At 52.0% G+C, this 13,106-nt stretch carries 8 protein-coding genes and 5 pseudogenes; 4 read left to right on the forward strand and 9 right to left on the reverse strand.

Features of this window, described 5'->3' with window-relative positions; genetic code table 11:
- The first annotated feature begins 109 nt into the window (after window positions 1-109).
- A complete protein-coding gene (locus ABHV46_RS08025) occupies window positions 110-1,609 on the forward strand; it encodes a replicative DNA helicase (protein WP_438381053.1) in 1,500 nt (499 codons plus the stop codon).
- A gap of 153 nt (window positions 1,610-1,762) precedes the next feature.
- Here the strand turns inward: ABHV46_RS08025 and ABHV46_RS08030 are convergent, their stop codons facing one another.
- The 7 genes and pseudogenes from ABHV46_RS08030 to ABHV46_RS08060 all read right to left on the reverse strand — a co-directional run bounded on the left by ABHV46_RS08030 (window position 1,763) and on the right by ABHV46_RS08060 (window position 7,882).
- Window positions 1,763-1,918, reverse strand: coding sequence for a hypothetical protein (locus tag ABHV46_RS08030; protein WP_438381054.1), 156 nt, complete (start codon window positions 1,916-1,918; stop codon window positions 1,763-1,765).
- A 167-nt stretch (window positions 1,919-2,085) separates the two neighbouring features.
- Window positions 2,086-2,795 (reverse strand): annotated as a pseudogene (locus ABHV46_RS08035) (IS5 family transposase); the annotation flags it as partial.
- Window positions 2,788-3,753, reverse strand: a pseudogene (locus ABHV46_RS08040) (IS701 family transposase); the annotation flags it as partial. The pseudogenes ABHV46_RS08040 and ABHV46_RS08035, both read right to left, overlap by 8 nt.
- A 52-nt stretch (window positions 3,754-3,805) precedes the next feature.
- Window positions 3,806-4,474, reverse strand: a complete 669-nt coding sequence (locus ABHV46_RS08045; protein WP_336947635.1) for an ABC transporter ATP-binding protein — start codon at window positions 4,472-4,474, stop codon at window positions 3,806-3,808.
- 2 nt (window positions 4,475-4,476) lie between these two features.
- The gene (locus ABHV46_RS08050; RefSeq protein WP_408870706.1) at window positions 4,477-5,286 is read right to left on the reverse strand and encodes an ABC transporter permease; all 810 of its coding nucleotides are present in this window, start codon (window positions 5,284-5,286) and stop codon (window positions 4,477-4,479) included.
- A 20-nt stretch (window positions 5,287-5,306) separates the two neighbouring features.
- On the reverse strand, window positions 5,307-6,482 hold the full coding sequence (locus tag ABHV46_RS08055; protein ID WP_438381057.1) for a capsule biosynthesis protein: 1,176 nt from the start codon (window positions 6,480-6,482) through the stop codon (window positions 5,307-5,309).
- 92 nt (window positions 6,483-6,574) lie between these two features.
- On the reverse strand, window positions 6,575-7,882 hold the full coding sequence (locus tag ABHV46_RS08060; protein WP_438381059.1) for a glycosyltransferase family 4 protein: 1,308 nt from the start codon (window positions 7,880-7,882) through the stop codon (window positions 6,575-6,577).
- Window positions 7,883-8,076: 194 nt separating this feature from the next.
- Between ABHV46_RS08060 and ABHV46_RS08065 the strand changes: the two are divergent.
- Window positions 8,077-8,287: pseudogene (locus ABHV46_RS08065) on the forward strand (IS5/IS1182 family transposase); the annotation flags it as partial.
- A 30-nt stretch (window positions 8,288-8,317) separates the two neighbouring features.
- On the opposite strand, the pseudogene ABHV46_RS08070 reads toward ABHV46_RS08065, so the two are convergent.
- Window positions 8,318-8,898 (reverse strand): annotated as a pseudogene (locus ABHV46_RS08070) (transposase).
- 120 nt (window positions 8,899-9,018) lie between these two features.
- Here ABHV46_RS08070 and ABHV46_RS08075 point away from each other — a divergent pair.
- Window positions 9,019-9,787: pseudogene (locus tag ABHV46_RS08075) on the forward strand (IS5 family transposase); the annotation flags it as partial.
- Window positions 9,788-10,273: 486 nt separating this feature from the next.
- Here ABHV46_RS08075 and ABHV46_RS08080 read toward each other — a convergent pair.
- A complete protein-coding gene (locus tag ABHV46_RS08080; protein WP_438381061.1) occupies window positions 10,274-10,531 on the reverse strand; it encodes a FitA-like ribbon-helix-helix domain-containing protein in 258 nt (85 codons plus the stop codon).
- 1,137 nt (window positions 10,532-11,668) lie between these two features.
- On the opposite strand from ABHV46_RS08080, the gene ABHV46_RS08085 reads away from it, so the two are divergent.
- Entirely contained in the window at window positions 11,669-12,898 is a 1,230-nt protein-coding gene (locus ABHV46_RS08085) for a polysaccharide biosynthesis/export family protein (protein WP_438381062.1), read from the forward strand.
- The last annotated feature ends 208 nt before the right edge of the window (window positions 12,899-13,106 follow it).

Here is a 13,106-nt window from a genome sequence, read left to right on the forward strand (position 1 = left end):
AACGACGCCCTTGCGGACACGAAGCAGAGTATTGCTCACTCATGAAGCCTGCGACAGCCTCTTGGCTTGCTCGAATCGACTGCGCCCATGATAGAGGGACGCTGTGACTATGACCGATGCATCCAAACAATCCGTGGCCAATGATGGCCTTACCGCGCTCCTGCGCCGCTCGCCCCCGGCCAACCCCGAGGCCGAACGCGCTTTGCTGGGCGCGCTCCTGACCAATAACAAGGCCTATGAGCGCGTCTCCGACTTTCTGGTGGCAGCGCATTTTGCCGACCCGCTGCACGGGCGCATTTTCGAGGCAATCGCCCGTCGTATCGACCGGGGCATGCTGGCCGACCCGATTACCATGCGCGCCGAATTCGAGCATTCGGGGCTGCTGGATGAAGTCGGTGGCCCGCAATATCTGGGTCAATTGCTTATGGCGATGGTCGGCATCGTCAATGCTGGCGATTACGGACGCGCCATTCACGATGCATGGATCAGACGCCAGCTGATCGAGATCGGTGAAAACGTTGTTAATAATGCCTATGGCGCCCGCGCCGATCTGGAGGGTGGCGACCAGATTGCGGCGGCAGAGGAGACCCTTTTCAAACTGGCCACGGACAAGGGTCAGGATGGCGGGTTCGTAACCTTCGAGCGCGCCCTGACCGGGGCCTTGCAGGTCGCCGAGCAGGCATTTCAGCGTACGGGCGATGTCAGCGGACTGACCTCGGGCCTGCGCGATTTCGACAAGAAGACGGGCGGCCTGCATCCGTCGGATCTGCTCATCCTTGCCGGACGCCCGGCCATGGGCAAGACGGCGCTCGCCACCAAGGTAGCGTTTTCGGCCGCCCAGGCCCTGATGCGCGAAGCGGAAGACAAAGGCACGAAGCCACGAGGCGCCGTGGCCATTTTCTCACTCGAAATGTCGTCCGAGCAGCTCGCAACACGTATCCTCTCGGAGCAAGCCGAAGTGTCGGGCGAGAAGATCCGTCGTGGCGATATCGGCCAGCGCGAATTCGACCGTTTCGTGCGCGTCTCTCGCGAATTATCCGAGCTGCCTCTGCATATCGACGATACCCCGGCCATTTCGCTCTCGGCCATGCGCACACGCTGCCGCCGTCTGGCGCGCACCAAGGGGCTGAGCCTTGTGGTAGTCGATTACCTCCAGCTCATGCGCCCTGCCATTGGCACCAAACCGGAAAGCCGCGTGCTCGAAATCTCGATGATCACACAGGGCCTGAAGGCCATCGCCAAGGAGCTTTCAGTGCCGGTCATTGCGCTGTCCCAGCTCTCCCGTCAGGTGGAATCGCGCGAAGACAAACGCCCGATGCTCTCGGACCTGCGTGAGTCCGGCTCGATCGAGCAGGATGCCGACGCCGTGATGTTCGTCTATCGCGACGAATATTATCTGCAACAGCGCATGCCCAAAGACAGTGCTTATGAGAGCATGGATAAATATCAGGTCGCCATGGAAGAATGGCAGCGCAAAATGGCGCTCGTGCATAACAAGGCTGAGCTGATTCTGGAAAAACAGCGTCACGGACCGACCGGCACTATCTCGCTCTTCTTCGAAGGCGAGTTCACCCGCTTCGGCGATCTGGATACCGTGCACGACGTATGACGATAGGGCTACAGGGGGCAAAACGCACCGACGCCCTGTCAGCCTTCTGTCTGTGTCGCCCACGTGACATGATGTCGTGCGACAGGGGGCAAGCTCCTCTCTGACCCACTGTCGGGGTCTGGTCGAAGCGTCGGGTGGCGCCCTGTCTTGCGTTCACCAGCGCCACCGGATGCCCCCGGTCACGGCTGCCGAACCCGGTGGGGCGCCAAGTCGCGTGTCCCGATGCCCGGCAAAGAAATTGGCGGTGAGATCGAGCCCCGGGACGCCGGCCACCGGCAGGGCGAAAATGGTCGTTATCCCGCGCTCCATTGCGATCGGCGAGGAGTCGTTCTGTTCGACGGTGATCGGGCCGAGATACACAAGAACGGAGCGAGGGCGCTATAAAGACCCTGGGCGGAGCGTTGGCCGTTATGCTCAAATCGATACCGGCTTGCCCGGTTAGGACTGGCGATATCGCCAGGCGCGTGCTTTTGTCATCACCGGACCGATGGTGTTTCAGGATTTAAGAGACTGAAGCAGAGAGTGGTTTGACTGATTTTCCGCAGAGCTCTGAGGAAACGGGCGATTATCAAACACGCTTGAGATGAGGGGATTGTTGCCGCGACATCCTTCGTGAGGCGGCGGCGTCCGAGCCATGCAAAGCTTCTCTCCACAACCCCGATCGTCCATTGGCCGAGTTGTGCTAACGTTTTCGGAAGTTTCTCGCTGGCATAATCTTCGTCACCGATCAGGTGGCAAAATCAGCGGAACAATGAGTGTAGCCTGGTCGCTACCAGCGGCGCGCCGTCACGATCCTGAACGTCGGCGGAATGCACGACAGTCGCCACGACATGACCCAGTGTGTCGGTCGCAATATGCCGCTTGCGTCCCTTGATCTTCTTGCTCGTGTCATAACCGCGAGGGCCACCGTTCTTAGAAGTTTTAGCCGATTGGCTATCGCTAATGCCCACCGAAGACGTGGCGTCTCGCCCGCCCTGCTCACGCGACAGGATCACGAGCTTATGGTGTATGGCTTCCCATCGTCCCTCGCGGATCCAACGGTAGAAATAGCGCGGCACGGTCTGAAGGCGGGAAAGTGACGCGGCAATTGCCGCCACTGGCAGCCCGTGGAGACGATATAGAAGATCGCGTCCATGACCCGGCGCAAATCCGTATGTCAGGGTCTTTCCAGTCGTTTCCGCTCCGGCGTTGGCCTGAGAGCGCACGGCAGCCATTATCGCGTAGGCGAGCATCACCAGCGAGACATGGCGGAGCCAGCCGCGTCAGGAGTGGGTCTCGTTATGGTCGAGGCCGGACTCGTTTTTCGCGTTTTCAAAGCCTTCCTCTATCCGCCAGCGCGTTCCTTCGGCCTGCACCAGCGTCTCCAGTTGCGTCCCCTGTGCGCACCAAGTTGTGAGATAGCGTAGATCGCCATCAGCTGGATTGCGGCGGACCAAAAGGCCCCGGGTCCATATTCCGATCATGGTGTCAGAATATTCCGCTGCCTCCAGATCGGCCATCGGGCAATACAGCCAGTCATACCATCGATCGCCCTTGGGGCCGTAAGCGGCCGAATAACGGATCGAGACCTTATCAGGTAGCTTCTTGGTGATCTCGCGTGCTTCGCCGACCCACGTCACGTCGGAACGCCAGAAATAAAAGTTGCCGGCGCCATAAACGCGGTCACCGGCAAACCAGAAAGACGGGGGTTCCTCCGGCAAGCGCCCGCCCGATCATGGCGGTCGCCAGAGACGGCTTGATGGCAAAGCGGATATCATCGGGCTCGTGGGCGGCTGCCAGACGCTCCGATCTATCGATCTAGCTTTTCGGCCATTAGAGCGCTCGGACGCAAAGACGCTGATCTGGCAGTTGGTAATCTTGCCAGCAGACCCCTCGTATTGTCGGCTCACGCCACAGGAAGCCGGGCCCTTCTTGAGGGACCCGGTCTCGTCGACTACCAGCACCGCGTTATGATCGCCCGCTGCCTCAGCGCGCATCCACTTGATCTTGCGTGGCTCATCGCCCAGCAAGTGTCCTGCAGACACAGCAATCCGCTCCTGCCCGAGTACCGGCCGCGTCCGAGCCTTAATGTCCCGTAGCGCCTACAGCGTCAGTACAAGAACATTCTTAACAGACGTCGTGCGATTCATATCGCTCAAAATCATGGTTACCCATAGATTCAGAACTTCCAAAAAAACGTAACTGTAGTGCTAGACTTCACAAAGCTTCATAACGCTCCACCGCCTCTGTGACGCTATTACACATCATAAAATGTGTATCATGCAGAAGCGCTCCGACCGTGCAGTGCTCGCGTATAAAACCCATATCATGGGAAACGATGATGAGGGAGCGATTTGCGCGCTTCCCAAACAGTTCATCTTGGCATTTTTGCAAAAATCGAGCATCTCCCACCATAATTACTTCATCAATTAAATAACAATCAAATTCTATAACAATAGAGAGCGCAAAAGCTAATCGAGCCCGCATTCCAGAAGAATAAGTTTTTACTGGCTCAGCAAGCTGCTTGCCTAGTTGAGCAAAGTCATCCACATAAGCGCGCGTATTTTTATAATCTAGATTATAAATTCTGCAAATAAACCTCAGGTTATCAAGTCCTGATAAACTTCCTTGAAACGCTCCCCCAAATGCCAAGGGCCATGAAACGCTCATGGTCCGATGAACAAAACCTGAGGTAGCCAGTTCTACACCTCCTATAATCTTGATGAGGGTCGATTTTCCAGCTCCGTTTCGCCCCATAATACCGAGCTTCTGTCCCTTTTCGACTGTAAAATTTACATTATTCAGTACACGACGAGCCCCGCGATGGACAGGAAATGATTTACAAATATCTGTGCAGCGCACAAAAGGAAATACAGGATCAGACATATTCATTGAACCGTAATATGTCGGCGAACACGAAGAGTTAGCGATAACCCAATTAGAAGAAGGAGAAACGTCATCCAACTATCGTAAAAGATATCATAATGAGCATGAGCATTATGACCAAATTGTCCTTCCCGAATCATCTCAATGTTGTCAACGCTAGGTGACCATAAGATCATTTTCTGCCAACGGGGGGGAAGCCAATCGACCATTGTAAATGCCCCAGAGAGCGGTAGGGAAAGATATGAAATAACACCAATGCTCTTTTCTACTAGCTCCGAGACCTCACTTAGCGCGGCAACCAAAAGGGCAGTAGCTAAACTGAAAAGACAATGAAAACCCAGCCCTAGATACAACATTCCATAATCTTTCGGTGGCTCTATATATCCCACAAGCCACGCGCCCAGAAAAACCAAAAAACCCGCAGCTAGGGCGCCCATAACCTCCAAGATGACGCGTGCAAGAATAATATCCAGTGGAGTTACCTGACGATGAAAAAGCAAACTTCCATTGGCCATGTAGGCATTCACCGCACGCGTTAGACAATGTCGCCACATTGTCAGCGGAACATAGCCGGTAAGAACAATTGCTGTCGTTGGAAGATCATGCTCATGAGCGTCGCGCAATATCGTCCAGACGATTGTGACGCCAGCACAAAACAGAATTGGCTCGCCCACCACCCATAGGAAACCAATATTTTCGCGACCGTAGCGAGTATGCATTTCTCTGAACAGCAACGCGCCAATTACTCGAAATTGGAGTAGAAATTGCTGAATAGGAAAAATTCTGCGCCATGCAGAAGATTGATGTGGCATATGAGAAGGAATATCAGACATTAGTGGATCTGATGCTCACGCGCGCCACTAATAAGAAGAATACCTAGAGCATAAACTCCCATACTAGTTGCCAAAATAATAAGAATATCTGAAATCGCATGCGGATATTCCGGATAGTCCGGCAAATCTGGTTGCGCAACTTCATCTAAGTATAGCTGTTGACGGTCAGCTTGAACTTTGGCTGCTTGCAAACTAACTGTTGCGGTTACGAGCTCGCGCTCGGCTACCTCTTTTTGAGTGATGAGGTTATCGTACTCTGTAATCTTGGGTACCAAAGAAGAGTCTGATCCTGTAATGTCACCTTGAGCTTGGGCAATCTCAGCTCTAAGAACCTCAATTCGTCTTTGATATACAGGAAGCAAAGGCGTATTCGGAGCAAATTTTATAATCTGATCAACCTTCAGCCGCGTAGCCGTAAGCATAGCTTTCAACTGGTCAATATCGCGCAGCATAGGGACTGATTGCTTAAGAGGGTCAAGTATCTTCTCTTTGTTACGGTAATCTGCAATTTTTAAGCCAATACTGCTGATCTTTTCTTCTGCCGTGGAAACTTCTTTTTGAGAAGATGCAATGGTGTTCAGACGCTGACGGGCATTCATCTCATTGACGAGACGTTCACCTGCATCTATGAGTGCTTTCCCAATTCGCTGCGAGTCTTGAGGAGAAAAAGTTCTAACCGTAAGGCTCGAAATACCAGTCGTTGTATCTAGCTCGGCGACAATATGCTTTTGATAGTAAGAAAAGAAATGCTCAAACGTATTTCCGCGGAAAAATGTTGGAAATCGAGCTAAAAAATCTGCATTAGGATGATCAAATACGGCTCTTAGTCTTTGAGACTGCATTAGAGCACGCGCCGCATCGCGCGACATCATGTAGGTCTGAACAGCATAGGTATCTTCAGTGTTTCCCGCACCACTCATACCCGGGATAAGCCCCCCTAGCATGTTCGGTGTTTGAGCTCCGGCGCCTCGAACTACAAAGTAAGCATGCGAGACGTATTGAGGAGATGCCACACAGCCATAATACATAATAGCGAGAAATGTAGGAAAAAAAACTATCAAGTTAAAGCCAGGGTGACCTTTCAGCCACCGCGCAGCTTTTCTAGTGAAAGATTTTTTTTGCAAATTTGAATGCGACATCATGTCACCAGAGGAAATAACGTTTAATTCAGTCATGCCTAAATTCATGCCTCAATCAACGCAGGAACGCAAATCATATTCATACTCCTCTTTTCTGGAATTAAATATATATAAACATTTCACTCAATTTATTTTTGTAAAAATTCTTTATACATTGAATCTAGACGTTTCGCATAATGTGGCATATCGAAATTTACTGCACGAGATGGGCCTTCACGAGCGAGCTTCTCGCATAGTTCATTGTCGCGGTCGAGTTTTTCAATTCCAGATGTGATGGCTGAAATATTATAAGGATCTACCAAAACCGCATTGTCCCCCGCGACTTCTCTCAGGGCCCCCTCTTTTGAGGTGAGAGTTGCCGTTCCAAAAGCCATGGCCTCCAGAACAGGGAGGCCAAAGCCTTCGCTCAAAGATGGGAAGAGCACAGCCCTTGCTCCCCGGATTAAAGCGCCTAATAAAGTATCAGGAAGATAGTCTATCTTCATGATGCGATTTATCTGGATGCCTCTCGCAAGAAAACGAACTTCTTGTTCTGATTTCCATGCCATCGCGCCGACAAGAACTAGTTTTCGTTGCGTATCAGCCTCAAGAAAGCCTTCAATAATTCTTCCAATATTTTTCTTGGGCTCGAAAGAGCCGAAGAAAAGAAAATAAGAATCTGTTTTCAATCCAAAAGCGCCATCAATTTCTTTTTCAACCTGCGCAGGTGACAGATCTATAATTTTCTGATTAGGATGCACCGATTGATAGGTATTATATATTTTGGCTGCGGCTTCCGGATGGAAATTGATGATATCATTGCGAGATGCTTCTGAGACGGTGCAGATTCCATCGGCCTTTTTACAAATATCAGCAATTAGTCTAGAATAATATGCTTTATCATCCAATGTCGTGTAAGGTAGTCTTAAGGGGACAAGGTCATGCATTGTGTAGATGTTAATGGCACCTTTTAGATAAAGCGGAAGGGGATAAGTCCAGTGCATAATTTGAGGAGGATTAGGGATACTTAGGGGTGTAAAGCGCTTAAGTGTACGATATCGTTTAGCTGCCTTTTCAAATAGGAACGGGGCATTCAAAAGGCGGTCATAAGCAGGGAGTCTGTTAATGAAGCTCCGCGCCTCGACACGGCCAGAAATAGGAATCGTTACGGCCTCTTCTCCCCAAAAATCGGAGCGGCGGTCTTGCCACCATCGGGCTGAAAAAAGTTTTGTTTTACGCTGATGAACGTCCTGACCAAGCCTATCGAAAAACATCACTTCACGTAACGCTGGCGACATATAGCGTGTGATGTCCATCCCATAAAGGACGTCCACATGATGTCCCATTTGTTCCAAGCAATGACTGAGTGTGCGCGCATAGGTCGCTACGCCTGTCCCTCGACTCATCGCAAGGTTGAAACCGTCAATGCCGATGCGTAGGGGAGAGAAACCCTTCATAAAGCTATTCGATCCAGGGTACAGTTAATCCAAGCCCTATTAGCTTGCGCCCATTACAGAAAAGTCTCAAGCTAGTTTCTAGCCAGAGAGTTCGAAAACCCTCGGGTTTTGAGTCTGTCCGTGTGATTCCATCCTTCGAATGGCACGTGATGGGTGAGTCATGAACCATGCCGGTTTCGTTGATTTTAGACACAAAAAGCCGGGAGGGCAGGACGACCCCTTCCTCAGACCTCGTCACTCCACTTTTTTGGCTATAAATCGCATGTTTCCATTGATCAGAAATCCTGCCTGGTCCGGAAATGGAAGACGACAGTTGCTGCGGCGGGTGACGGCGCCAGACTGCGAGAGAACCGGCTAGGTAAAGCCAGTGCAACCTCGATCATCTTGGCAGATAAGGTGTATCGCTGAAAAGCCTCTTAGAGTCTGCTTGGCGGTTCAAGGACGGGCGTTTCTAAGAGCGAGATTGGCGCCCATTGCGATGAGGGTCATGGCCTGTGAAACGTCGATACGGCGTTCATAATCACGCACGAAGCGTCGCCAACGGGTCATCCATCTGAAGGTTCATTCGATGACCTGCCTACATGACAGAACCCTGAAGCCTCTTGCTTTATCACAACGCCGGATATTCCCGAGGACGAACTCTAAATAGGCCGCCTTGTCCATCCACTCGAACCGCTCTTAGGCACCGTCGACGAAAGATGCCCTACGCCCCGCTCGCTTCCGGTCGAACATCGACTCTATAATTTAGATGGTCTGGAATAGGAACGGCCGTCCCAGGTCACGAAACCGGCCATGGACCGTGCACCAAAATGCTCGAAACGGATCGGCAACATGCGCTAGCTCGCAGCCCGAGCGGACCTGATCGCGCAACGCCTCGACTCCCTCGCTGAACTTCAACTTCTCGCGGACGACCCATACGCACAGGTTCGGGCGTCAGCGATGCGATCCCATTCCTTATCTATTATGTCCGAAGAAGAGCGCTTCGTCTTTCGGACCCTCTGCTCGGGTGTCCACATCCAAAACTTGAATCGCACTTCAGCGACTTTCCAAACAGGCCCTCGTATGTCACCGAAAATGGATTGAGTGATTTCAGCGGGCTGTGATTCACGGTTTTGCGACAACCTGATGAGATCAAGATGGCTTGGACTCAAGTCCCCTACGGCAGCATCGCCGGGGCGATCCTGAATATGCGAGCGACCTACCTGATGCGGAGTGGGCGCTGATTGCGCTGCTGATGCCGGAGCGGAAACGACTGGAAAGACCCTGACATACGGATTTGCGCCGGGTCATGGACGCGATCTTCTATATCGTCTCCACGGGCTGCCAGTGGCGGCAATTGCCGCGTCACTTTCCCGCCTTCAGACCGTGCCGCGCTATTTCTACCGTTGGATCCGCGAGGGACGATGGGAAGCCATACACCATAAGCTCGTGATCCTGTCGCGTGAGCAGGGCGGGCGAGACGCCACGTCTTCGGTGGGCATTAGCGATAGCCAATCGGCTAAAACTTCTAAGAACGGTGGCCCTCGCGGTTATGACACGAGCAAGAAGATCAAGGGACGCAAGCGGCATATTGCGACCGACACACTGGGTCATGTCGTGGCGACTGTCGTGCATTCCGCCGACGTTCAGGATCGTGACGGCGCGCCGCTGGTAGCGACCAGGCTACACTCATTGTTCCGCTGATTTTGCCACCTGATCGGTGACGAAGATTATGCCAGCGAGAAACTTCCGAAAACGTTAGCACAACTCGGCCAATGGACGATCGGGGTTGTGGAGAGAAGCTTTGCATGGCTCGGACGCCGCCGCCTCACGAAGGATGTCGCGGCAACAATCCCCTCATCTCAAGCGTGTTTGATAATCGCCCATTTCCTCAGAGCTCTGCGGAAAATCAGTCAAACCACTCTCTGCTTCAGTCTCTTAGACCGCGGCGCTGCTTCAAAGCCCGGAATTCACAGCTTCGCAGCCAGAGCTCTTCAAAACATTACCTCGCACACCATGGAGAGATCACGGGAATAGTCAGGCCGGTGAAGCATTGAAGGTTTCTTGTGACAAATGTAGCATTATATGACACAGTCATAGCGTCAATCGCGGTGTCTCGGAAATCGACCTGTTTTCCCACGGCCCCGCGTTCTACAGCGATTTCAGCTGAACGGTCGTCGGGCTCAAGACCTGCCCCGCCCAGATCCTCAAGGGGCATAAAGGAGAAAGCTCCGATCAGAGCACTCCGCCTCCTGCCAAGTTTCATACAGGCTAGACCCAAGTGAACCTTGAACACATTTACAGACGTCGTCCCAAGAGCTGTACTGCCCTGCTGATCGAGCCATTCCGTCACGACAAAATCCGGCTGCGCCTTCATCAAAGCGGACAGGGTACCAGTGTCGAGTACAAACGTCAGTCGAAGGCTGCCAGCGTAGCAGCAGTCCCTTTCAACTCCTCGATTTCCTCTCTCTCGAGAAATCCTGCCTGCTCGAAACGAGCGGCCATGCGCGACCTCCGCCCTGCCCCCAGATGAGAGCCTACCTCTTCCAATGCGCCACTACTCAAGATTTCCCGCACCTCGGCCTCAAGACCATACCCGTGACGGGCGGCTCTCTGCCGGATCGCTTCATGAACGCTGCCGTCTAGATTGCGAATGATAAACTGCGCCATAGGCCCTCCAGATATCACGATATGGACTGCATCTATATCGCATCTGCTCCGAACCTCACACCCACCGTTCCAGTGCCACAATACCAGTTGCAGGAACCAAAGCCATCTTCGATCCGAGTGACTGCGTGAGTGTCACAAGGCCGCCCTTCAACGGCGGCGCGTAAACTGAAGGTTTGCATTTGTATATGGAAAAAGAGAAAATTGGCATTAACATTGCATTTACTCTGCGTCCGCATCGTGCGGCGATGCGTCCATCTCTGCACGATGATAGCTAATGCTGACGCACCGGAGGGCCAACTACATGACAACGATCGCGACGATACCGCGCAGCGCCCCCCCCCGCGAAGCTCTCACAGCTTGTGAGCGCGGCGAGTGGCAGCACTCCGCACTCTATGTCTGGATTGCGGGAAACTTCGAGTTTATGGAACGATCAATCAGCAGAGGCTGTGATCGTCGGGGAGATATTGCCAACGCTATCTACACTGGCGGTCTGAGAGCACGTCACGGCGGAGCAGCTGCTGTGAACACGATTAACTCCACCCCGTGCCATGCCAAAAAGGCGGCTCGATCTGCACTGGAGAAGCGAGAGCATGAGGCTGCGGCAAGTCAGTCTCATCGAGAAGCAACAATTACCGAACTTGCGAAGGAAAAAGCTGATCTTGACGCCGCCTCAGTCGCCCGCGCTGAAGCAGAACGCAAGCTCGAAATCTGCCAGATCGCTGGACGCGACAAGCGACAGTGGGGCCGCGAGCGGGGTGAGCGGTCAGATCAAATGAAACCGCATACTATAACGAAAGGCATCCGCATAAGGTACAGACTGGACGTACGTTCGATGATGCGTATCATGATGTGCCGATGCCATCTGGCTTGGGGTGCCCCCCAAACCCGATGAACAATAGTAACACTGTCAGAATGGCGGCATAACAACTAGGTATAGCTTATTCAAACCCGAAAAATGTCCGGACGGACGGGTCCACCTCTGAAGGATTTTGAATTTCTGGGAACTCTTTCATGTAGCGCGATTTTTCCAGTAAAAAGCCCCATCTGTTTTAAAGTCTCTCCTGTGATATCCTCTCGGGAGTCCACACCGGGCAGCATGATTGCGCCACCTAACCTATCCGGGAAGCCGACTTCTCTATGCCAATTGCTCTTTCCACATTGTTCAGTTCTGCCAAGCACCTGCCCACGCTGCTTCCCCTGATGACGTTGATAGGGGTGGCGGGATGCAGCGCTCTTCCTGAGAGCGCACCGACAGAAAGTCGCATCCTCGCATCCGCAAAAAATCCAGACAAGAACCCCCTTGGCTATCAGATCATCCCGATCACCCCCCAGACAACAGAAATCCTGTCGTCTGAAATACCACCCTTGATCTCCAGCCTTGATGGAAGCGGAGCAACATATTTTCATAACGATCGGATTGGTCCAGGAGACGTTCTCACGATCACCATTTTCGAATTAGGAAGTGGGCTCTTTTCTCCGGGTGGTGGTGCGACTGCAGAAGCTGACGGCGCAAGTGGCGGGGCCGTTTCTGGCGGAATTACCGCTGGCGTGACCCATCAAAGTCTTCCACCCACACAAGTAGAAGCTGATGGCACCATCGCCATTCCTTTTGTTGGGCGCCTTAGTGTTTCCGGTGTTACACCCCAATTCGTGTCAGAACAGATCCGAAGAAAACTCGAAGGAAAATCCCAAAATCCACAAGTCATGGTAAGAATTTCTAACGATATTGCGAATACAGTGATTGTCTCTGGAGAAGTACATCGTCCAGGCCGCATAGTTCTAAGCACTGCAGAAGAGCGGCTCTCTGATCTGGTTGCTATTGCAGGAGGAGCTCTTTACCCCCCAGAAGACACACATGTGTCTCTTGTAAGAGGCGAACGAACAGGCAGCACCGATCTTGGTACGCTGGAGTCACATCCCCAAGAAGATATTCGGGCTCATCCTGGTGATAGAATCCATATCATTTATCAGCCTCGCACCTATACGGTCTTTGGTGCCACAGGAACCACCGTAACGGAAATTCCATTTAAATCCCCCAACCTATCCCTTGCTGAAGCGGTAGCCCGTGCCGGTGGGCCGAACGATAATCGTGCCGATCCGAATGCTATTTTTCTGTTTCGGTTTGAAGATTCCGTTGCTTCTAAACGGCTACACCTGACCACAGCGCCTACAATGCTCGGAACGCCCGTTGTTTATAAAATGGATCTTATGGATCCAACCAACTACCTACTTTCCCAAAGAATTCCTATGAAAAATAAGGATGTAATTCTAATTGCAAATGCTAAAACTGGAAGATTTTATAAATTTAATCAGCTGATTAGCACCCTAATTAGTCCAGCAATTACAGCCGCGTGGATCGCAAAATAAATAAATTTATTATTCCAGCTATAAAGAGGTAAAATCAGAACTAATAATTGTTTATCACTGGCGACTTCAAATTCCTGCCGTGATAATTGATAATAGTTTTTGTTTTACCCACCTCTTTGTTAGATTGTAGTCTTCCACTCGCTGTATGATTACGCACTTGCATTAATTTTCTTCAGAGACCATTCGGAAAATCGCCGAAGTATTATTC

Origin of the sequence: Asaia sp. BMEF1, from assembly GCF_051628905.1 — a bacterium.
Classification (GTDB): Bacteria; Pseudomonadota; Alphaproteobacteria; order Acetobacterales; family Acetobacteraceae; genus Asaia.